Source organism: Candidatus Poriferisodalis sp., from assembly GCF_965237655.1.
Taxonomy (GTDB): domain Bacteria; phylum Actinomycetota; class Acidimicrobiia; order Acidimicrobiales; family Poriferisodalaceae; genus Poriferisodalis.
The window spans coordinates 1,789,125-1,808,738 of sequence record NZ_CBDEGB010000002.1; the positions used below are offsets into that span (position 1 = coordinate 1,789,125).

At 66.1% G+C, this 19,614-nt stretch carries 21 protein-coding genes; 9 read left to right on the forward strand and 12 right to left on the reverse strand.

The window, feature by feature from the left end:
* Positions 1–77 precede the first annotated feature (77 nt).
* From ACPXYO_RS16360 to ACPXYO_RS16390, 7 genes are all read right to left on the reverse strand, one after another.
* Positions 78–2,699 carry a molybdopterin cofactor-binding domain-containing protein gene (locus tag ACPXYO_RS16360; RefSeq protein WP_423922810.1) on the reverse strand — a complete coding sequence of 874 codons (2,622 nt, stop codon included), beginning with the start codon at positions 2,697–2,699 and terminating at the stop codon, positions 78–80.
* An 87-nt stretch (positions 2,700–2,786) separates the two neighbouring features.
* Positions 2,787–3,713, reverse strand: a complete 927-nt coding sequence (locus tag ACPXYO_RS16365) for an N-carbamoyl-D-amino-acid hydrolase (RefSeq protein ID WP_423922812.1) — start codon at positions 3,711–3,713, stop codon at positions 2,787–2,789.
* Complete coding sequence (locus ACPXYO_RS16370; protein WP_423922815.1) at positions 3,710–5,014, reverse strand: Zn-dependent hydrolase; 1,305 nt, start codon at positions 5,012–5,014, stop codon at positions 3,710–3,712. Before ACPXYO_RS16370 ends, ACPXYO_RS16365 begins: the two co-directional genes overlap by 4 nt.
* 544 nt (positions 5,015–5,558) lie before the next feature.
* Positions 5,559–5,966, reverse strand: coding sequence for a type II toxin-antitoxin system VapC family toxin (locus ACPXYO_RS16375; RefSeq protein ID WP_423922817.1), 408 nt, complete (start codon positions 5,964–5,966; stop codon positions 5,559–5,561).
* Entirely contained in the window at positions 5,963–6,190 is a 228-nt protein-coding gene (locus ACPXYO_RS16380; protein ID WP_420626685.1) for a FitA-like ribbon-helix-helix domain-containing protein, read from the reverse strand. Before ACPXYO_RS16380 ends, ACPXYO_RS16375 begins: the two co-directional genes overlap by 4 nt.
* Before the next feature lie 269 nt (positions 6,191–6,459).
* Positions 6,460–6,744: a hypothetical protein gene (locus ACPXYO_RS16385; protein ID WP_423922820.1), complete on the reverse strand. Its 285-nt coding sequence runs from the start codon at positions 6,742–6,744 to the stop codon at positions 6,460–6,462.
* 164 nt (positions 6,745–6,908) lie between these two features.
* Positions 6,909–8,480 (reverse strand): pyridoxal-phosphate dependent enzyme, encoded by a 1,572-nt coding sequence (locus ACPXYO_RS16390; RefSeq protein WP_423922823.1) that lies wholly within the window; start codon positions 8,478–8,480, stop codon positions 6,909–6,911.
* A gap of 97 nt (positions 8,481–8,577) precedes the next feature.
* Between ACPXYO_RS16390 and ACPXYO_RS16395 the strand changes: the two genes are divergently transcribed.
* Complete coding sequence (locus ACPXYO_RS16395) at positions 8,578–9,573, forward strand: LLM class flavin-dependent oxidoreductase (RefSeq protein ID WP_423922826.1); 996 nt, start codon at positions 8,578–8,580, stop codon at positions 9,571–9,573.
* 65 nt (positions 9,574–9,638) lie between these two features.
* On the opposite strand, the gene ACPXYO_RS16400 is transcribed toward ACPXYO_RS16395, so the two are convergent.
* Genes ACPXYO_RS16400 through ACPXYO_RS16410 form a run of 3 tightly spaced genes read right to left on the reverse strand, consistent with a single transcriptional unit; the run spans position 9,639 to position 12,093 of the window.
* The gene (locus ACPXYO_RS16400) at positions 9,639–10,700 is read right to left on the reverse strand and encodes a phosphotransferase family protein (RefSeq protein WP_423922829.1); all 1,062 of its coding nucleotides are present in this window, start codon (positions 10,698–10,700) and stop codon (positions 9,639–9,641) included.
* Positions 10,697–11,122, reverse strand: a complete 426-nt coding sequence (locus ACPXYO_RS16405) for a hypothetical protein (protein ID WP_423922831.1) — start codon at positions 11,120–11,122, stop codon at positions 10,697–10,699. The genes ACPXYO_RS16400 and ACPXYO_RS16405 overlap by 4 nt, the downstream gene beginning before the upstream one ends.
* Positions 11,119–12,093 carry a DUF7065 domain-containing protein gene (locus tag ACPXYO_RS16410; protein WP_423922834.1) on the reverse strand — a complete coding sequence of 325 codons (975 nt, stop codon included), beginning with the start codon at positions 12,091–12,093 and terminating at the stop codon, positions 11,119–11,121. Before ACPXYO_RS16410 ends, ACPXYO_RS16405 begins: the two co-directional genes overlap by 4 nt.
* A gap of 95 nt (positions 12,094–12,188) precedes the next feature.
* On the opposite strand from ACPXYO_RS16410, the gene ACPXYO_RS16415 reads away from it, so the two are divergent.
* The 8 genes from ACPXYO_RS16415 (at position 12,189) to ACPXYO_RS16450 (ending at position 18,660) form a co-directional block, all read left to right on the forward strand.
* Positions 12,189–12,584: a VOC family protein gene (locus tag ACPXYO_RS16415; RefSeq protein WP_423922836.1), complete on the forward strand. Its 396-nt coding sequence runs from the start codon at positions 12,189–12,191 to the stop codon at positions 12,582–12,584.
* A gap of 110 nt (positions 12,585–12,694) precedes the next feature.
* Entirely contained in the window at positions 12,695–13,138 is a 444-nt protein-coding gene (locus ACPXYO_RS16420; protein WP_423922838.1) for a hypothetical protein, read from the forward strand.
* A gap of 88 nt (positions 13,139–13,226) precedes the next feature.
* Complete coding sequence (locus tag ACPXYO_RS16425) at positions 13,227–13,481, forward strand: type II toxin-antitoxin system Phd/YefM family antitoxin (RefSeq protein ID WP_423922841.1); 255 nt, start codon at positions 13,227–13,229, stop codon at positions 13,479–13,481.
* Complete coding sequence (locus tag ACPXYO_RS16430; RefSeq protein WP_423922844.1) at positions 13,474–13,887, forward strand: type II toxin-antitoxin system VapC family toxin; 414 nt, start codon at positions 13,474–13,476, stop codon at positions 13,885–13,887. The genes ACPXYO_RS16425 and ACPXYO_RS16430 overlap by 8 nt, the downstream gene beginning before the upstream one ends.
* A gap of 73 nt (positions 13,888–13,960) precedes the next feature.
* The gene (locus ACPXYO_RS16435; RefSeq protein ID WP_423922847.1) at positions 13,961–14,836 is read left to right on the forward strand and encodes a phytanoyl-CoA dioxygenase family protein; all 876 of its coding nucleotides are present in this window, start codon (positions 13,961–13,963) and stop codon (positions 14,834–14,836) included.
* A gap of 61 nt (positions 14,837–14,897) precedes the next feature.
* Positions 14,898–16,190 carry an aspartate aminotransferase family protein gene (locus tag ACPXYO_RS16440; protein WP_423922850.1) on the forward strand — a complete coding sequence of 431 codons (1,293 nt, stop codon included), beginning with the start codon at positions 14,898–14,900 and terminating at the stop codon, positions 16,188–16,190.
* Positions 16,183–17,211, forward strand: coding sequence for a phosphotransferase enzyme family protein (locus ACPXYO_RS16445; protein WP_423922853.1), 1,029 nt, complete (start codon positions 16,183–16,185; stop codon positions 17,209–17,211). Before ACPXYO_RS16440 ends, ACPXYO_RS16445 begins: the two co-directional genes overlap by 8 nt.
* Positions 17,212–17,220: 9 nt before the next feature.
* Positions 17,221–18,660, forward strand: a complete 1,440-nt coding sequence (locus ACPXYO_RS16450; RefSeq protein ID WP_423922855.1) for an aldehyde dehydrogenase family protein — start codon at positions 17,221–17,223, stop codon at positions 18,658–18,660.
* Between the two features lie 20 nt (positions 18,661–18,680).
* On the opposite strand, the gene ACPXYO_RS16455 is transcribed toward ACPXYO_RS16450, so the two are convergent.
* Together ACPXYO_RS16455 and ACPXYO_RS16460 are read right to left on the reverse strand one after the other, a co-directional pair.
* Entirely contained in the window at positions 18,681–19,097 is a 417-nt protein-coding gene (locus tag ACPXYO_RS16455; protein WP_423922858.1) for a type II toxin-antitoxin system VapC family toxin, read from the reverse strand.
* Positions 19,097–19,390 (reverse strand): type II toxin-antitoxin system Phd/YefM family antitoxin, encoded by a 294-nt coding sequence (locus ACPXYO_RS16460; protein ID WP_423922861.1) that lies wholly within the window; start codon positions 19,388–19,390, stop codon positions 19,097–19,099. Before ACPXYO_RS16460 ends, ACPXYO_RS16455 begins: the two co-directional genes overlap by 1 nt.
* Between the last annotated feature and the right edge of the window lie 224 nt (positions 19,391–19,614).

A 19,614-nucleotide genomic window follows, 5' to 3' on the forward strand; every position in this document is an offset into this window, starting at 1 on the left:
TGAGTGTGGCTGTGGCCAGCATCTCGCTGGCCACAGCCACACTCCTACGACTGCGTGAAGCTCGTAGGGAAAACGGTTCAGACCCAGGCGTCTGCGCGTTCGCGGTTTGACGGGTTGCGCATCGGCAGCTCGTTGTGCCACACGCCTTCGTACTCCCGGACAGCCGCTGCGACGGCACCCGCCGTCGGCACGAGCCCGATCTCGCCGACGCCTTTGATGCCGTAGGGAGCGCCGGGCTGGGGCGACTCGACCAGGATGACGTCGACATCGGGCATGTCCTTGGGCCGGATGATCGCGAGGCTGCGAAGCGTTGAATTGAGCGGTCGCCCGTCGGCGTCAGCAGGGAAGCCCTCGCTCAGCGCATAGCCGAGCCCCATGTGCACGCTGCCCTCGATCTGGCCCTCGCACATCACGGGATTCACGGCTCGGCCGACATCGTGCGCGGCGATGACCCGCTCCACCTTGCCGGACTCGGGATCGAGGATGACGACTTGGGCGGCGTACCCGAACGTGGAGTGGATGACCGGGTTCTCCAAGCCTTCCGACAGCGAGTTAGTCCAGTCCACCCGGTACTCGCCCTCGTAGTCCACTTCGGGCCGGCAGCCGTCGGCCAGCGCGGCGCGGCAGGCGTCGGCCACGGACCCAGCGCCCATGAGCGTGCCCCGGCTGCCGGTGGTCTGACCGGCACCAAGCTCGCGGGTGGAGTCCACGATTACTCGCACGGCCTCCGGATCGACGCCGAGTTCCTCCACGGCGACCTGTAGCGCAACGGTGTGCACGCCCTGGCCCATTTCAGTCCAACAGTGTCGGACTTCGAGGGTGCCGTCAGCGCAGAAACGCACTACAGCCTTGGCGATCTCCTTGAAGCCGTTCCCGAGTCCGGAGTTCTTGAGCCCCAGCCCGATCCCGACGGGCTTTCCGGCAGCACGGGCCGCCTCGTAGGGCTTGCGCACAGCGTCCAGGCAGGCCTGGGCGCCCAGACAGCCGTCGTCCATGATCTGGCCCGGTCCCCACACTCCCCCGGGCACGACCACGTTGCGCTGACGCATCTCGAAGCCGCTGATGCCCAGGGCTTCGGCCAGCCGGTCCATCACGCCTTCCATGGCGAACTGTGCCTGGTTTGCGCCGAAGCCCCGGAATGCGCCGCACACAGGGTTGTTGGTGCGCACTGCGACGGACTCGACATCTACCGCCGGCACCAGGTACGGCCCGGTGGCGTGTCCTGCCGACCGTTCCAGCACCTTCATGCCGACCGAGGCATACGGGCCCGAGTCGCCGAACATTCGCGCCCGCACCGCAGTGAGCTTGCCGTCGGCGTCGCAGCCGACCTCATAGGTCATGCGGATCGGGTGCCGCTTCGGGTGCATGAGCAGCGATTCCTCACGCGACAGTGTGATCCGTACCGGGCGACCGGTCAGCCACGCCGCGAGCGCCGCGTGTGCCTGGTTCGACATGTCCTCCTTGCCACCGAACGCCCCGCCGTTGGAGACCAGCTCTGTGGTGACCACCGACGGGTCCAGTGCCAGCACCGCGGCGATGTCGTTGCGGTCGTCCCAGATGCCCTGCCCGCCGGTGTACACGTGCAGTCCGGCGGGGACCCCGTTGGCAGGGGTGGGAACGGCAAGGGTCGACTCGGGTTCGAGGTAGGCGTGCTCGATGCGCTGGGTCTGGAAGGTCTCGGTCACGGTGTGCGCCGACGCAGCCAGCGCGGCGTCGACGTCGCCGCGGGCGTAGGTCGAGCGCGACAGCACGTTGCCGTCGAGCTCCCACACGGCGTCGATGTCGCTGTCCTTCACCCGTACCGGATCGGTCATGGGTTCGAGGACGTCGTAGGCCACATCGATCAGCTCTGCGGCGCGCCGGGCAGCGGGCCGATTGTCGGCCACGACAGTGGCGAGTACGTCGCCGAGGTAGGACGTGCGCCCGCCCACCGGGATCATCACCGGCCAGTCCTTGTGGATGAGGCCCACCCGCAGCACGCCGGGAATGTCGGCGGCGGTGAACACGGCCCGCACCCCGGGCACTGCTTCCGCTGCGCTGGAGTCGATCGACAGCACATCGGCACGGGCATGGTCAGCAAACCGCAGCGCGCCGTGCAGCATGCCGTACGGGCCTGTCACACCGGTGATCGACGAGTCGATCACCATGTCGTCGATATACGGACGGCTGCCCAGCGTCAGCTCGCGAGCCTCGTAGCGAACGCCGGAGCTGCCGACGCCCTTGGGCGGCAGCGCCACCGGCACCTCCCCTGCCGCCAGCGATTCCACTGCGTCGAGGATCTTGGTGTAGCCGGTGCAACGGCACAGGTGACCGCCTAGGTGGCGGCTGGCTTCTTCGCGAGTCAGCGCGGAGCCCTTGCGGTCGAGCAGGGCCTTCAGCCGCACCACGATGCCGGGGGTGCAGAATCCGCACTGCAAAGCGCCATGTGCCGCGAAGGTGTCCGCCATGGCGTCCACCTCGGCATCGTCGAAACCCTCGACGGTGGTGATCTCGGTGCCGGCTGAGCGCTCCAGGCTGGTCTGGCAGGCCACCCGTGCCCTTCCGTCGACCAGCACCGTGCAGCAGCCGCATTGGCCCGACGGGGCGCACCCGTCCTTGGGCGAGATGATTCCCAGCTCATCTCGCAGTGCCGCAAGCAGATGCTCATGGTCGCTTGCGACCGTGACCGGCGAGCCGTTCAACACGAACTCGGTCGTCATCGGCAACCTTTCTCCGGGACCTAGGGATTATCTGTCCCTTCCCCGCTAGCTATTGTCGCACCGCCGCGCGGTCATTCACACCACCGCTCAAGGCGGCGGGATGGCTCCCTTGCGTTCGCCGATCAACTTGTACGTCTCAGGCCGCCGGTAGCGATCGAAGTCGAACACCGTGTCCTTGTACTGCGAGCACCAGTCCAAGTCGCAGCGTGCGGTGATCAACTCGTCACCATCGGTGACGGCCTGGGCCACGATCTGGCCCGACGGCGCAATAACTGCCGAGTGCGCCAGCGACTCCACGCCCTCCTCGGTGCCGCCCTTGGCGACCCCGACCACCCAGGTCCCGTTCTGGTAAGCGCCTGCCTGCATCACGAGGTGATTGTGGAAGGCCTGCAGCGGGTCTTGGATGGGATCGGGCGCGTAGTGCAGCGGCGTGTTGTAGCCGATGAAGATCATCTCGACGCCCTGGAGGCCCATCACGCGGTAGGTCTCCGGCCAGCGCCGGTCGTTGCACAGGGCGATGCCCATGACGCCGCCGAATGCCCGCCACACATTGAATCCCTCGGCGGACTCTTCGAAGTAGCGGCGTTCGAGATGCTGGAACGGGCGTTGGGGCTCGTGCTCTTCGTGTCCTGGAATGTGCACCTTGCGGTACTTGGCGACGAGGGTGCCGTCTCGCTCGACGAGGATCGCGGTGTTGTAGCGCTGCCCGTCAGGTGTCAGCTCGGCGTAGCCCAGGTGGAAGCCGATGCCCAAGCGCTTGGCCTCGTCGAACAGCGGCTGGGTGTCCGCCGATGGCATCTCGGTCTCGAAGTACGACAGCAGCTCGGGCGAGTCGTCAGGAAAGAACCAGCGGGGGAAGAAGGTGGTGAGCGCCAGTTCGGGAAACACCACGACATCGCAGCCCCGCTCGGCGCCTTGGCGCAGCAGCGCGATCAGGCGCTTCACCACGCTGGCACGGGTCTCGTAGCGGGCGATCGGCCCGAGCTGCGCGGCGCCGACCGTGAGCGGCCTCATCGAGCCATCCCATCGCTCGCGGCGTCTGCTCCACCCGAGAGCATCTCGTCGATGTCGCCGTTGGCCAGGCGCCACACCACATCGGCCAGCAGGTTCGCGCCGGCCTCGATGTCCTCGGGCGCCGTGTGCTCAGCCGGGTTGTGACTGACGCCGTCGAAGCTCGGCACGAAGATCATCCCCGTCGGGCAGACACGCGCCAGCATCTGGGCGTCGTGGCCTGCACCCGACGGCATGCGACGGCGCGTCAGGCTCACTTCGGAGGCGCATCGCTCGACGAGGTCGATGACGGCCGGATGGAAGTCGACCGGCTCGAACCGTGCCGTGCGCCGCATGGCGGCTTCGAGATGCTCGCCGTCGGCGATGCGGGCCACGATCTCGTCAAGACGTGCCTCGGCGTGCTGCAGCATGCCTTCGGAAGTGTTGCGGAGATCCACCGTCATCGTGGCCAAGCCCGCAATGACGTTCACCAGGTTCGGCACGAGCGAGATCGACCCCACGGTGCCGACCTGCGAGTCGCCGATGTTGTGCGCCATCTCGCGCACCTCGCCGGCAATGCGACACGCGGCCAGCCCCGCATCACGGCGCAGCGGCATCGGCGTGGTGCCGGCGTGGTTGGACTGCCCGCGCAGCGTGATCTCAGTCCAGGAAATGCCCTGCACGCCTTCCACGACGCCGATCTGGACCCCGTGAAACTCGAGTACTGGCCCCTGCTCGATGTGCAGTTCCATATAGGCATACGGCACGGTCCCAGGCACCGGCGCCGATCCGCGATAGCCGATGCGGTCCAGCTCGTCGCCGACCGACATGCCCTCCCGATCAGTGATCTCCAGCGCTTCTTCGAGAGCTATACCGCCCACGTAGGCCAGGCTGCCCAGCATGTCAGGGGCGAACCGGCTGCCTTCCTCGTCGGTGAAGTACGCCACCGACAGGGGGCGGGACGGCTTCCGACCGCTCGCCAGCACCGACTCGATCACTTCGAGGCCTGCGAGCACGCCGAGATTCCCGTCGTAGCGCCCGCCGGTGGCAACCGTGTCGACGTGACTGCCCATCATCACCGAGTCGGCAACCCGGCCCGGCTCCGTGCATGCCACGACGTTGCCGAGGCCGTCAACGGTGATGTCCAGCCCCAGGTCGGCCATCCAGGTGCCGACCAGGTCGCGACCCGCGCGGTCCTCGTCGGTAAGCGCCAGCCGGCAGTTGCCCTGCGTTCCCTCGATGGCACCGATCTGAGCCAGCTCGCCCAAACGGCCCATGAGGCGCTCGCCGTCGATCCGCGGTGCCGCCCTACTCGATCCGCTCATGGCGTCATTCTCTCATCGCAGTGAGCGGAACTACCGCCACGCCGTCGGGGCGTTCGTAGGCATAGCCACCTGCAGCGCCTGGTGGACCAGCCGGTCTGCAATACGCGGCAGGTAGCGCCCGCGAATCGTCCGCAGAAGGAGATGCTCAAGTGGTGTATCACTTTCCACACCCTCAATGCATCAAAATCAGGTCGATTGATGTAGGTTTTTCAAGTCGCCTGATTCAGCGTATTGAATTCGGTGTTCGAGTTCGAACGCTCGTCTCCTGCGCAACCAGGCGCCGCTCACGCAAGGGGCATTTCGAGGCCTTCATAACCGGCAGCGAGCTCGACGGCAGTCTCGGTGATGTCCATGCCTCGTTGCTTCTGAGCCAGTTCATCAAGGCGGCCCATCAGCCCTCGGCATCAATGCGCGGTGCGTCAGCGCTCATGGGTTCATTCTCTCATCGGTAAGGTGCCGAACGGCCTCACATACACGTTTCAGCGCCGTGATCTGGAGCGGAGGCCGTCTCGGTGACGGGCCGACAGGTGAGGCATCTTCGGGTTCATCTGAGGACCTCGATACGGACCGGTTCAATCGTTTGATGAGGCCAGGGTGCGTGTGCGACAGCGGCATCAAGAGTGATCAGCGGCGCGTCGAGAGCTGCGGCGAGCGCGACGAATGTCGCGTCATAGGCCGTGAGGTTGTGTCGCAGTTTCCAGATCAGCGGCAGCAGTGCCTCGTGGGTGTAGCGCACGGCGTCGAGATCGGCGAGCGCTCGCAGCGCCCTTTCGCCGCGGTCGGGATCGATCTCCCCGAGCGCCGCGTAACGGCGCAGGACATGCGCTACCTCGACATCGATCAGAGCCGGAGCGTGCACTGAATCCGCTGAGACAATGCGCTCGGCGACCGCTTCTGCGAGCGGCAGGCCCAGGAGCCACTCGACCGCGGCGGACGAGTCGACGACGATCACTGCGAATCGCGAACCGCGCGTACCGCCTGTGCAGCGGTCTCGGAAACTGTCGCACGGTCAAGTCTCGCGACTTGTTCCGCTAGTTCTTGGCGAGTTGGACGTTCGAGAACGCGCTGCAGTTCCCGAATCGCAAATTCCGACAACGACTGACCTTCGAGCGCAGCACGGGATTTGAGACGTCTATGCAGTTCCTCAGGAACGTTGCGAATCTGCAGTGATTTCATGCGCAAATCATACTTTCATATAAATTGCATGCACCCGCCGCGACCTCAAGCCGGCGCAACGAGGCCATACATGAACGCTGCGTCGCTCACACGAACGTGGCGGCGACCTCGTCGTTGAGTTCGTCGATCATCTCGTCCCACAGCCGGGGCCCACAGCCGGGGCAAGCCTCGCAGTGAATCCCAGAAGGACTGATCGCTACGGACCTCGAAGTCTGGCTCTTCGCGTTTGAGGGTGGAAGAGCTCGCTGTGGACGGGCAGCTCGCTCACGTCACGTGACGGTTCGAGGCGCCGCAATGCCATCGCGATCGCACAGGGTGTGGACGACAGCGGCGATGCGGCACAGGTCGTCCTCATCGCAGCCCTGCGGCGCTTCGCGGATCATGTCGACTCGCTCGTCGTGCCACGCCGCCCATTCGCGCGCAAAGAACGTGAGCGGCACGTGTTCGCGTGGACCCCCGCCCGCCATCGCCGCGGGCAGATCGGCGGCGCGCACTCGTCGATAGACGGGCAGCGGATCAGCCGGCGCCCGCTGCACACGCACTCTCACCGGCATCGCCAGCCTCCGTCGGTGCGGTCCCCGAGCCGATGAACTTCCATCGTGCTCACACGGCGAATGCTACAAGCGCTGCTGCCGCCAGTCCCGGCGAACGCCAGAGATATCAACGAGGCGAGGAAAGTGCGAGTCCCGGCACATTGGCGGACATTGCGCTGCGGTGCCTACACAAAGGTAGCGGCAACCTCGTCGTTGAGCTCGTCGATCATCTCGTCCCACAGCCCGGGCAGGCCTCGCAGCGAATCCCAGAACGCCTGGTCACGGCGGGCCTCGAAGTCCTCCAGCGGGACGCCCTGCTGCTCGACCCAGGTGTAGTAGCCGAGGTTGAAGATGCGGTCGCGGCCCCGGTCCGTCAGCACCTCGATGTGAGGCGCGTGCTCGCTGCGAGCGTCGGGCGCCAGATGCTGCTCGAGGATGCTGCGGGCAGCGCCCGCATCGAAGCTGCCCGCATGGCGTTCCGCAACATGGCGGTCCCGTTCGGAGTAATACATCTCGAAGCCGTCAGTGGCCACGGTCATGACCACGTCGTCTGATCCGAGGCCCAGCTCGTTGGCGGCGCGGGCCGCGGCGAGCACGTTGCAGATCGACGAGTAGCCGAAGTGTCCCAGTTCGTCGAGCACCCACGATGCTGCCCCTAGGTGCTCGCGCAGGGCGTCACGGCCGGCCTCGGTGTTGAACACCAGCCCGAGCCCGTCGGTTGCCCGGTCGCTGACGCCGACGATGACGTCGGTGTTGGTGACGTTGTGGATGAGCGGTATGTGCTTGTCGCCGATGCCCTGGATGTTGTGCTCGCCGTAGCCGTTGTAGAGCATCGTTGGGCACTCAAGCGCCTCGACCGCCACGATCTGGGCGCCGTGTTCGTCCTTGAGCCGGTCGCCAGCGCCGAGCGTGCCTGCCGAGCCGCTGGCGGCCACGAACGCGGCCAAACTCGGCTCGGAGCCTGCGGGCGCCTTCTGGCGCAGGTGTTCAAACACAACAAGCAGCGCCGCTCCCGTCACCTCGTAATGGCCGATGTGATTCGAGAACTCACTGAACTGGTTCAAGATGAAGTTCGCCGGATCCGCTGCGAGCATGGCGCACGCGTCGTAGATCTCTTTAACGTTGCTCTCCGAGCCGGGCGTGCGAATCACGTCGGCAGGGTCGGCGACCCAGTCGGCCAGCCAGTCGAACCGTTCACGGCTCATGTTCTCTGGCAACACCGCAACGCCGCGGCACGCCATGATCCGGCTGATGGCCACGCCGCCGCGGGCGTAGTTGCCCGTCGATGGCCACACCGCCCGGTGCGTGATCGGATCGAACTGCCCCGAGGTGACCCTCGGCGCGAGGCAGGAATACGCAGCCAGCACCTTGTGGGCACCGATCATCGGGAACCGGTTGCCGAACAGCACGACAACCTGAGCAGGCGTGCCGGTCAGCTCGCTCGGCAGCACGACATGCTCAGGCACGTCGGTGCGCCCCCCGGCGCCGTCGTTGAACCAGTGGACCCGGAACAGGTTCAGCGGATCCGCAAGGTCTGGGTCGACGTCGGCGAGCGCTGTGTCGATGTCAGGGTCAATGAGGGAAGGATCGGCGAGTTCGGCGAACGTGGGCAGCCGGATGCCTTGTTCCCGGAACCGCTCGACAATGTGGGCTCGGCCACCGGCGTCGGTGACCTCGGTGGACAGCTGGGCGGCATAGCTGGCGGGAAATGGACCGGCGGCGCCGGAAGGGGTGCCCGTGGAGGTGCAGAAGACCATCGGGATCTGAGGCTATGTTCCGCGGACAGCGCCTGACGTCCGCGGGGACTTCCGCAGCGGGGCGCATTGGACGGCCCGGATCGATGGCGGTGAACCGATGACTTCAACACGCGTTGCGCTGTACCTGCAAGACGCCCACCCGATCGGTGAGGCAATGGGCTTTGCGCAGTACGCCGAGGAACGCGGTTTCGAGGCCGTGTGGCAGGCCGACTCTCGGCTGGTGCGCGAGGCCAGCGTGCCGATGGCTGCGTTCGCTGCGACGACCTCCCGTATCAAGGTGGGAGCAGGCGTCATCGACATCTGGTCGCGCAACGCCGCACGGCTGGCGTCGATGTTCTCCACGCTCGACGACCTCGCGCCGGGTCGCATCATCTGCGGTCTCGGCGCATGGTGGGACCCGCTCGCCGCGAAGGTCGGCATCAGCAGGGCCCGCCCGCTTGGCGCGATGCGAGAGGTCACCACCGTGGTGCGGGCATTGCTCGCCAACGAGAACGTCAGCTTTCACGGCGATCACGTCCAGCTCGACGACGTCGAACTCGACTACGTGTACCAGGAGCGGCGGCCCAAAGACGTGCCGATCTACATCGGTGCCACAGGCATGAAGATGATGGAGCTGTGCGGCGAGATCGCCGACGGCGTCGTGCTGAACTACCTGGTCTCGCCTGACTACAACAGCCGTGCCATGGAGGCGCTCGAACGCGGCGCCGAATCAGCCGGCCGCAGCGTCGACGATCTCGACCGCCCCCAGCTGGTGGTGTGCTCGGTGCACGAAGACCGCGCGACGGCGCTCGACATGGCACGCAACATGGTCACCCAGTACCTGGGCCAGCAGCCCCACATCATGAAGGCCTCGGGCGTACCCGAATCGCTGCTCGAAGAAGTCGGCAAGGTACTGACGTGGCCAGCCACGGCCGAACAAGTCGAAGCAGCGTCACAACTCGTTCCCGACGACATCGTCCAGATGCTCACTGCCTCGGGCACGCCTGCGGAGGCTCGCGAGGCCGTCGACGGCTACTTGGCCAACGGTGCCACCTGCCCGATCCTGTACCCCCTGGGCGACGTCGAGGCCATGATCGACGCGTTCGCTGTCTGAGACACATTCAGCCGGATCGTTCGTGTCAAACCGGCGCGGCTGGGCCAGCGGGTCCCACGAGTCTCCTAGTAGCCCAGCTCGGTCGCCGCACGTTCGAGCGCCACGGTGACTGACCAGTGGGTGCGCGCCAGGCGCAGATCGTTGTTCGAGCCGTCGGCGTACAGACCCGCAGCGCTCATCCAGAACGCCGCTGAGCGCATGGCGTAGAGGAGCTGGTAGTAGGCGCAGCGCTCGGGGTCGATCTCGATACCGGTGGCCTGCTGGTAGCGCTCGAAGAACAGTTCCCGGGGCACGACATTCGAGAGCAGGTCGGTGCCCTCCCGATTGAGCTCGGTCAGCATGTAGGCCACGTCGTACATGGGGTCGCCGATGACCTGCAGCTCCCAGTCGAGAATCGCCGACACCTGGTCGTCGTGGATCAGGACATTGCCGGTCCGGTACGCACCGTGCACGAGCGTGAGCTGCTCGGTCGTCGGCGCGTTGTGCTTCAGCCAGCCGATCAAGTCGGCGAGGATCGGATGGCCCGGATGTCCGGAATCGTCGATGAGCGCCTGCCACTTGGCGATCTCGCGCAGAGCGAAATCGTTGCCCTCCCCCGGGACCCCGAGGAATTCGAGACCTGCCGCCTGCCAGTCGACGTTGTGCACCGCCGCCAGGGCATCGGTGAAGCTCGCCGGCAGCACGCCGCGCCCGGCCGCCGCGGCGTAGTACTCGCGGCCCGCCCGGCGCCACGGGCTCGGGCACTCGCCGACGACTCGTTCCATGAAGATGGCGGGAGCGCCGAGGACTGCGGGATCGGGTTCGTACCAGAAGGCCCGCGGTGCAGGAACGTCCGTGTCCTCAAGGCATCGCAGCACCCGGAACTGCTCTCCAAGATCGGATTCCTCTCGCAGCAGCGCATTGCCAGGGTCGCGACGCAGGCACATGCCTTGGCGTCGCTCGTCGGCGCCGTCGGACCAGACAGCGTCGAACAGCCATGTTTCGTGCGACCAGCCGACAGCGATGCGTTCGGGGCTGCCGATGTCGACGAGGCCGCTGGCGCCGAGGCGATCACGCAGGTAGTCACCGAGAACACCGGTCAGGTTGCGGGCGTCGGGCTGGATGATGTGCTCCCCCACGGCGCTCATTGCGCGATGTCCATGCGACGATCGATGTCGCGCCGCAGCGCGTGCCGGGTGGCGGCCAGCGCCGCTGCAGCGAGGGGATGGGAGGGATCCCACCGGTACAGGGCGTCGATGACCTCCGACGCGGCGGATATCGACGCTTGCACCCGCATGCGAGCGACAGCGTCCGTAACAGCAGCGGGGACATCGGTCGCGCTGCCGCCTGTCGCGAACACGGCATCGAGTTGATCTGCCAGCGCTGCGACATCGGCGATCTCGGCAGTGTGATGTTCGTCCTCGAATCGGGCCTGCTTCGCCAGTCGTTGCAGGATCACCGACGCCATGAACGCCTGAGTTCGGGCGAATTCGTCGTCGACGGCTGGCGCGATCTGGGAGCGCAACGTGTCTGCGAGCCGTGACAGCAGTTGGTGGTCGTCGAAGCTCATGGTCTGGACTGAGGGTTCGACCAGTCTCCGCTGCGCTTGGCCGCAGAGAACCGGTGAACCGGCCACATGTCCTGATCCTCGCCCCACCAGGTGCCCACGCCGTCGACCTCCCAACGGACGAGGCTGTTGATGTCGACGAAGCTGTGGCGGTTGATGATGATCCGGCTGACCGGGCTGCCGGTCGCCCCGAACCGTTCGCCGGCGGCGTCGACGGCGTCGATGCGAATCTCGGAAATCCAGCCATCGGAGCTGCGACGGACGGTGCGTTCGCCGTCAACGAGGCCGGCCTGTGCATCGCCGTGCTGAATGAACCCGTACGCAACCCGGTCGAGCGCTTCGCGGGTACTTGTGACTGCCAGGAAGCCCGAGCCGTCATCACCGGCGCCGGTGACGTAGGCAGCCTGACGGGGGCGGTTCTCCGGCCTGCGGCCCCATGTGCGGTCGCGCATCGACCAGCAGTCAATGTCAATCAGCTCACCGGCCAGCTCAATCGTGCCGGCGACACGGCCGATCTGATCGAAGTGCGCCGAATGGCTGAACGTCGAGCCCGAGGCCGACAGCGGCCGCGGCGGCAGCACTGCGTCGAAGCGCAGGTCGGCCGTGAATCGGCCCGGGTCGTCGTAGCCGAGCCGGTACGCCATCGTGGGAGTCTCGACGCGAACGCTCACGCCGTTGGGCAGCGTCGCATCTCGCAGGTCGAACTCGGGCGGCAGCCGCAGAGCCGTGAGATTGGAGCTGTAGGGGACTTCCCACGGCAGGTGCGCCGTGTCGTCCCACACCCACGCCCCGCCCGAGATCGTGCCGATGTTGTGGCGCGCCAAGGTGTAGAGCCATCCCCCGAGGGCTCGTTCGCGGTGATGGAACGAGAACCACGCCGTCTCGGTGAACCACCAGTCGTCGCCCCGCAGGTGCGCGTGGAAGCCGTCGTCGTCTGGTGTGAAGACGGGGACGCTGTCGGAAGGCTGACTCACCTGGCGCAGCGTAGAACGACCCGCTTGGTCGAGTCCGGTTGCAGGCGTGAGTGTCCCTGCGATCGGCACAGTGCTCAGTCGCCGATACTGGTGCGATGGCTGAAGTACAGGGGCTGGATCACATCGTGCTGAACGTGGCCGACGCCGAACGCTCGCTGGCCTGGTATCGGGATCGGCTGGGACTGGCGCCGGTTCGTTACGACGAATGGAAGGCCGGAGATGCACCTTTCGTGTCGGTGCGCATCGATGAGGGCACGATCATCGATCTCGTCGAGGCAGACCGCAGCGGAGAGAACCTCGGGCACTTCGCTCTGTGGGTCACTGGCGATGTCGAAGAGATCGCTGCACATTCCGACGTGGCGGTTGTTCGTCGCTCGCCGCGTGTCTACGGGGCGCGCGGCTGGGGTTCGGCCGTCTATGTCCGTGACCCCGACGGCAACGAGGTCGAACTCCGCTCCTACGGTCTCGCAGGACCGCCCGATGGCTCTTGACAGCAACTTTCAATAAATTCTGTTGATCTTCGCGGGCGCGGCTGCTGTCATGCGGTCATGGCATCAACAAGCAGACACCGACACACGCTGGGCACCACAGGTGATGACCAATGACGGCGGCGATGGACCCGTTGCTCGCCGTCGGGATATCGAAGTCGGCACTCGTCGTCTGGTCCGTGCTGATCACGATGCTCAGCATCGGAATCCAGCTCGAACTGCTCCGCCGCTACCGCCTCCATGTCACGCATAGCAAGGCCGAGTTGCAGTCTCTTCGCGAGCACTTGGACGACTTCAAGCGCGAAGTAGATGCAGATCTCGCGCGGATGCAAGCGGAGGTGGACGCGCATGTTGTGTGGAGCGAGGCCGGCAGCCGGTTCCTGCATCACGGCCTGGTGGCAATCTCGCAACGGAACAGTTCGAACGGCTCTACGGCCCATCGCACCTGCGTCGCCGAGCACCGGGACACCCACGGTCGCCGAACGGCTGCGCTCACGTGGCGGCCGATTCGCCAGACTTCCCGGGCCATTCATCCCCGCCGCGACCTATGCCGGTGAGGTTTCACCAGCCGACCGGGTCTGCCGCGCCGGCAACAGCGGCCCAGCCGTCGGGGCCGGCTGTAGCACGCCGTGCTACACTGGCCCGGTGGAACGCGAGATCAGCCAGCGTGAACTCCGCAACGACAGCGGCAAGATTATGCGTGCCGTCAAGAAGGGCGAGTCGTTCATCGTGACGAGCAACGGCGAGCCCGTGGCGCGCCTGTCGCCGCTGCATGATCGCCATTTCGTCCCCGCCGAAGTCTTGCTGGAGGCCTTCAAGGGGGCCCCCAAAATCGACTATCAGCAATTCCGGGCGGATCTCGACGCGCTGGCCGACCCAAGTCCTTGGCGAGATGACTGATCGCCAGCGCCACCACTACGGGCTGCTCGATACGTCTGTGGTCATCCATCTGGCGGATCTCAGCCCGGCAGACGTGCCGCATGCGCCATCCATCAGCGCCATCACCCTCGCCGAGCTCTCGGCGGGTCCGCTCACGGCCGCCCATCCGACCGAGCGTGCGGCGCGGCAGGAGGTACTCCAGCGAACCGAGTCGACGCTATATCCCATCCCATTTGGTGTCGAGGCAGCGCGGGCGCATGGTCAAATCTCTGCGGCAGTGACAGCGATCGGCCGCAAGCCCCGCGGCGCTCGTGCCATTGATCTGCTCATTGCCGCCACCGCGATAGCTCATGGACTGCCGCTGTACACACGCAATCCCGACGACTTCGTGGGCTTGGATCATCTCATCGAGATCGTCGCCGTCTGAACTGTGTAGCGGCGGTGCGGCAGCCCGTCAGCCGAGTCCGGCGGCTCGTTCCGCCGACGCGTACTGTTGCGGCATGGCTGAGCTTGCACGATTCACGCTGGACAGCAACGAGGACGAGATTGCCGAGGTGGTGCGAATTGACGGCGGCGCCATCATCGAGGACGCCATCGATTTGGATTTCGTCGAGCGGCTCGAGGCCGAATTGCGGCCCTGGATTGACCGCACACCGGGCGGGCTGGACAACTTCAGCGGCCACAACACGACTCGAACTGGAGCGCTCGTGGCGCGCTCGCAGGCATGCCGCGAACTGGTGATGCAACACAAGATCATCAGCATGGCCAACCGGTTCCTCGGCCCCTACACCAACAAGATCCAGCTGCACCTGACCCAGGTCATCAACATCAAGCCCGGCCAGGGCACCCAGCCGCTGCATCGAGACCGCCTGGCATGGGGCGGCTACATCCCGGACCAGATCGAGCCGCAGTTCAACACCATGTGGGCGCTCACCGATTTCACCGACGAGAACGGCGGGACGCGCATCGTGCCAGGCAGCCCCGGCTGGGACCCCGAGCGCCGGGCGGCCGATGACGAGAAGACGCAGGCCACGATGGGCGCCGGGTCGGTATTGCTGTACTCGGGCTCGGTGATTCATGGCGGCGGGGAGAACCACAGCGACGCCGATCGCACCGGCATCAACATCACCTACACCCTCGGTTGGCTGCGCACCGAAGAGAACCAATTCCTGTCCTGCCCGCCCGACGTCGCCAAGGACCTCGATCCGGAGCTGGCAGATCTGATGGGGTATTCGATGGGCAACTATGCGCTCGGCTACTACTCCGACCCGTCCGGGATGCCGGGGCCGGTAGATCTGCTCACTCCGGAAATAGTGCTGGGCCGCAAGCCAGGTTCCAAACACTCCAACTCCGCACTCCTCACCCCCGCGGAGTGACCTGGCAGCCGCATCCCGCTTCGCGCGCACCCGCGGGCTGCGACGCCTGGGGTGGGTGCGGATGAATTCGACATCGGGCCCGTCACTTCGAGTTCGGCGAGATCAGGCGCTGGGCGCCGGTGCGCCGCTCTTCTATTCCGAGCCGCTGCACATCGTGCGAGGCGACGGGGTCGAGCTGTTCGATGCTGAGGGCCGCCGCTACATCGACATGTACAACAACGTGCCGTGCGTGGGCCACGGCAACGCACGAGTCGCCGAGGCGATGGCCGCCCAGCAGGCCACGCTGAACGTGCACAGTCGGTACCTGCACGAGGGCATTGTCAGCTTCGCCGAACGACTCGTAGGCCTGCATGCCGACGGAATCGAGAGCGCCGTCATCAGCTGCAGCGGCACCGAGGCCGTCGAGGTGGCGCTGCGCATGGCGCGGCTGGCAACGGGTCGGCGGGGTGTGATCGCTACTGATGCCACCTACCACGGCAATACCGAGGCGGTCATCGCGCTGACGCTGGCGGCGAGGCGGCCCGACGAGCACCCCGATATTGCGACGATTCCGTTCCCCCAGCGCTTCCGCCCCATCACCGACGGGCTCGACGAAGGCGAGCTTGCCGGCGCCTATCTGGAAGAGCTCGCTGCCGCCATCGAGCATTTGGAGGCATCGGGACAGGGTGCCGCGGCGATCGTCCTGTGCTCGATCCTGGCCAACGAGGGCCTGCCAGACATCCCCGGCGATTTCATGGCGAAGGCTGCACAGATGGTCCGCAACGCCGGCGGGCTGGTCATCGCGGACGAGGTGCAGGCCGGCTATTGCCGCACGGGCCGCTGGTGGGGCTACGAGGTCACGGGGTTCGAGCCGGACATCGCAGTGATGGGCAAGCCGATGGGCAACGGCCTGCCCCTGTCGGCGACGGTCGCAAGCCGCGAGCTCGTCGAGGGTTTCCGTGCCAGCACCCGACACTTCAACACCTTCGCCGCCAGTCCCCTGCAGGCCGCTGTTGGTCATGCGGTGATCGATGAGATCGAAGAGCGGGATCTGGCCGCGAGCGCCAGCGAGATCGGCGGGAAGCTGAAGGCCGCGATTGCCGCACGAGCCGAAGGGTGCTCCTGGATCGGCGACGTCCGCGGGCACGGCCTGTTCATCGGCGTGGAGATGGTGACGCCCGGTGATGACCTGGCGCCCGACCGTGCTCGCGCGGTGGAGATCACCGACCGTCTGAAGGACCGGGGCATCCTGGCGTCGAACGCCGGCGCGTTCGCCAACGTGCTGAAGCTCCGGCCGCCGCTCGTGCTGCAGCAGTCCCACGCAGACGAGTTCTTGGCAGCATTCGACGCTGTGCTGGCGGACCTCGATGGTTGACGGGGCTGCGGCCCCGTACGAATCGCCGGCCCGCGAGGCGCTCCGAGCGTTTGGCCTCGGTTCGGCACACCTGCAACTGATCGGCATCAGCGAGAACGTCACGTTTCGCGCTGACGACGACCGCTCACCTCAGGCCTACGTTCTGCGATTGCACCGGCCCGGTTACCACACCGTCGACGAACTCAATTCCGAACGCGTGTGGCTGGAGGCGCTGCGGGGCAGCGGCATTTCCGTGCCGACGCCGGTCGCTGCGCCCGACGGCCGTTACTTCGTACCCGTCGAAATCGACGAAGAGGAGACACGACGGGTCGGACTCAACCTCTGGGCGCCGGGAGAGATCGTCGGCGAGTTGCTCACCGCGCACGACAAGAGCACCGACGCAACAGAACCGGCCGAGATCACCGAGCCGTTCGGGCAGCTCGGTGGCCTGATGGCAGCGATGCACAACCAGGCGGCCAACTGGACACCGCCGTCATCGTTCCGGCGCCACCGCTTGGACTTGGACGGCTTGCTCGGCGAAGCACCCTTCTGGGGCCCCTTCTGGGAGAACCCGGTGCTCGATGGGCGCGAGCGGGACCTGCTGATCATGGCCCGCGATCATTGCCGGGAACGGCTTCGTCGCTATGGCGAGCCGCGCCGGACCTTCAGCATGATTCATGCCGATCTGCACCTGGCAAACCTGCTCACCCACAACGGGCAGCTCAGCGTGATCGATTTCGACGACGCCGGCTTCGGGTGGCACCAGTACGACATCGCTGTGGCCATGTTCCATTCGAGAGGTACGGCGGATTTTCGGGCTGGCCGGCAGGCGTTCCTGCACAGTTACCGAGCAGTCCGCCCCATCAGCGATGACGACCTGGCGCTCGTGCCGATGTTCGAGCTCATTCGCGGCATGGCGATCCTCGGCTGGAGGGCCCAGCGGCCCGAGGTGCCGTGGCCCGAGGGCCAACTCGAGATGTTCCGCGAGGGCGTCGTCTCTGGTTGCAAGCGGTTGCTCAGCGGTTCAACGGCCTCGGCCTAGGGTGCGCAGATGCATCAGCTCATTGGGGGCGAGCGGCGCATCGGCCGCAGCATCACTGCGCTTACCGTCGTCGAACCCGCCACTGGTGCCGTGCTTGCTGAAGTTGACACAGCGTCGCTCGCAGACATCGACGACGCAGTCGCCGGTGCGAATGAAGCTGCGAACGAGCTGGAGCGCCTGAGCTTTTTTGATCGGGCCGAGATGCTGCATGCTGCGGCGGGGTGCATCGAGGCCGCAGCGGGACCGCACGCTGAGCAATTGGCTCGCGAGAGCGGCAAGCCCCTCGCCGCAGAGGCCGCCGACGAGTTGGCCGAGTCGGCCGAGATTTTCCGGTTGGCCGCCGAGGAGATCAAACGGCTCGAGACACACGTGCTGCCGAGCGTCGATCCTCGCAAGCGGGTGTTCACCCACCGCAAGCCGAACGGCGTCTACGCCTTGGTCACGCCGTGGAACTTCCCGATGAACATCCCGGCAGAACTGCTCGCGGCCGCGCTCGCCGCAGGGAATCCAGCGGTGATCAAACCATCCCAGAACGCTCCGCTCTCCGCGCTGGCGCTCGCCGAGGCCGTCGCTGAAGCGGGGTTCCCGCCCGGGGCTGTGTCGGTGGTGATGGGCCGCGGCGAGGTGGGAGAGGCCTTGGTCTCGCACCCGGGCGTGGACGGCGTCGGATTCGTGGGCTCGCAGGCGACCGCTGAGGCAATCGTGGCTGCCGCGGGCATGAAGCGCACGATCATCGAGTCGTCGGGCAATGGGCCCCAGATCGTGTTCGACGACGCCGACCTCGCCGCTGCTGCCGACGCCGCGGTGTTTGGTGCCCATTTCGTGTCTGGACAGTGCTGTGTCGCGACCGAGCGCCTGCTGGTGCACAACTCGATCCACAACGAACTGGTCGCGCTGGTCATGGAACGCGCCCAAGGCGTCACGCTTGGCGATCCGCTCGAAGACACAACGTTGATGGGCCCGCTCAACAACGAGGCGGTCGCAGCTCACATGGATGCCCACGTGGCCGATGCCCAAGCTCAGGGTGCCCAAGTGCTGCTGGGCGGCGCCCGTGAGGCCGACCGGCCGACCGGCTTGTTCTACGAGCTCACGGTGATCGACGATGTCATACCGACCATGGATGTCTTTCGTGACGAGACGTTCGGCCCGGTCGTGCCCATTACCGAGTTCGATTCCGATGACGAGGCGTTCGCCCTCGCCAACGACTCCGAGCTCGGCTTGCAGGCGTCGGTGTTCACCTCGTCGCTGGCTCGTGCCTACCGGGCCGTCGACGAGCTGCGTACCGGCACCGTGCTGGTCAACGAGGGAACCGCATTCTGGGAACAGCACCCGCCCTTCGGCGGCGCCTCACGCACCGGAACCGGCTGGGGTCGCATCGGCGGGAAGTACACGATCTTGGACATGACCGATCTCCGCACCGCCATCATCGACACCGGCCATCGCGGCTGACCCTCGTTCCTCCGGTGGGATCAGACTCGAGGATCGAGCAGCGTTACGAGGCTTGATCGGTCACCCCAGGCCGCGATCTCACGGTCGGCGGTGGCGAGACGGAATCCGCCGACGATTGCGGTGGCCACGATGATGCGGTCGGCCGGGTCACCATGAAAGCCCTCGTCACCCAGTTCGGCGGATCGAAGAGCGATTTCATCGTCAACGGGCACAGATACCAGACCGTCAGCCACCAACCGCTGCCGCAACACCCGCAGCGGCTGGCTGAGTTCAAGTCGGCCAGCAGAACACAGCTGAGCCAGTTCCCAGAACGTGAACGCCGACACGGCGACCTCGCCGTGCTCCCACGCCTCCTGAATCTGGTTCCGGGCCAATTCGCCGAGGCGCGACACAGCCGCGACGAGCCACACCAGCACATGGGTATCGAGGAGGATCACTACTGCGATGATCGATCGGGGTCCAGGACCCGATCCGGATTGCTGACGACCTCCCAGTCGCCAGCCGGAACCGCGGGTGCGACAAGGTCGTCAAGAGCCCCGATGTGCTCCTTGTAGCGCCCCCACATCTGAGGAACTGACCGGCTCGCGGGCACGAGTCGCGAGACCGCCCGGCCGCGCTTGGTGATGACGATCTCGATCCCGGTCTCGTTGACTTCGTCCATCAAGGCGAGGCAGCGGTTCTTGAATTCACCAGCAGGAATAGTCCGTTCATCGGCCCCGCCCAGGGACATCCGACTACCTCCCCACATCAATCGCCGTGTCCATTGTAGCCATAGCCATAGCCAGTAGCCATAGCTACACAGATCAGATTGAACCCCCTGCGACGCCACAAGAACAACTGATCGACACCGGTCAGGCGTCCTAGAGGTCGAGGTGGAGCCGTAGGGCATCGTTGCTGACGATGACTGCGGGACGTCGGCGGGCTGCCTCAGAACCCAAGGCGGGACCGGATCGG

Excerpts from the sequence above, each read along its gene's own strand:
- ACPXYO_RS16360 (WP_423922810.1), bottom strand. The coding sequence starts at position 2,699 with ATGACGACCGAGTTCGTGTTGAACGGCTCGCCGGTCACGGTCGCAAGC.
- ACPXYO_RS16365 (WP_423922812.1), bottom strand. The coding sequence starts at position 3,713 with ATGAGGCCGCTCACGGTCGGCGCCGCGCAGCTCGGGCCGATCGCCCGC.
- ACPXYO_RS16370 (WP_423922815.1), bottom strand. The coding sequence starts at position 5,014 with ATGAGCGGATCGAGTAGGGCGGCACCGCGGATCGACGGCGAGCGCCTC.
- ACPXYO_RS16380 (WP_420626685.1), bottom strand. The coding sequence starts at position 6,190 with ATGAAATCACTGCAGATTCGCAACGTTCCTGAGGAACTGCATAGACGT.
- ACPXYO_RS16385 (WP_423922820.1), bottom strand. The coding sequence starts at position 6,744 with ATGCCGGTGAGAGTGCGTGTGCAGCGGGCGCCGGCTGATCCGCTGCCC.
- ACPXYO_RS16390 (WP_423922823.1), bottom strand. The coding sequence starts at position 8,480 with ATGGTCTTCTGCACCTCCACGGGCACCCCTTCCGGCGCCGCCGGTCCA.
- ACPXYO_RS16395 (WP_423922826.1), top strand. The coding sequence starts at position 8,578 with ATGACTTCAACACGCGTTGCGCTGTACCTGCAAGACGCCCACCCGATC.
- ACPXYO_RS16400 (WP_423922829.1), bottom strand. The coding sequence starts at position 10,700 with ATGAGCGCCGTGGGGGAGCACATCATCCAGCCCGACGCCCGCAACCTG.
- ACPXYO_RS16405 (WP_423922831.1), bottom strand. The coding sequence starts at position 11,122 with ATGAGCTTCGACGACCACCAACTGCTGTCACGGCTCGCAGACACGTTG.
- ACPXYO_RS16415 (WP_423922836.1), top strand. The coding sequence starts at position 12,189 with ATGGCTGAAGTACAGGGGCTGGATCACATCGTGCTGAACGTGGCCGAC.
- ACPXYO_RS16420 (WP_423922838.1), top strand. The coding sequence starts at position 12,695 with ATGACGGCGGCGATGGACCCGTTGCTCGCCGTCGGGATATCGAAGTCG.
- ACPXYO_RS16430 (WP_423922844.1), top strand. The coding sequence starts at position 13,474 with ATGACTGATCGCCAGCGCCACCACTACGGGCTGCTCGATACGTCTGTG.
- ACPXYO_RS16435 (WP_423922847.1), top strand. The coding sequence starts at position 13,961 with ATGGCTGAGCTTGCACGATTCACGCTGGACAGCAACGAGGACGAGATT.
- ACPXYO_RS16440 (WP_423922850.1), top strand. The coding sequence starts at position 14,898 with ATGAATTCGACATCGGGCCCGTCACTTCGAGTTCGGCGAGATCAGGCG.
- ACPXYO_RS16445 (WP_423922853.1), top strand. The coding sequence starts at position 16,183 with ATGGTTGACGGGGCTGCGGCCCCGTACGAATCGCCGGCCCGCGAGGCG.
- ACPXYO_RS16450 (WP_423922855.1), top strand. The coding sequence starts at position 17,221 with ATGCATCAGCTCATTGGGGGCGAGCGGCGCATCGGCCGCAGCATCACT.
- ACPXYO_RS16460 (WP_423922861.1), bottom strand. The coding sequence starts at position 19,390 with ATGTCCCTGGGCGGGGCCGATGAACGGACTATTCCTGCTGGTGAATTC.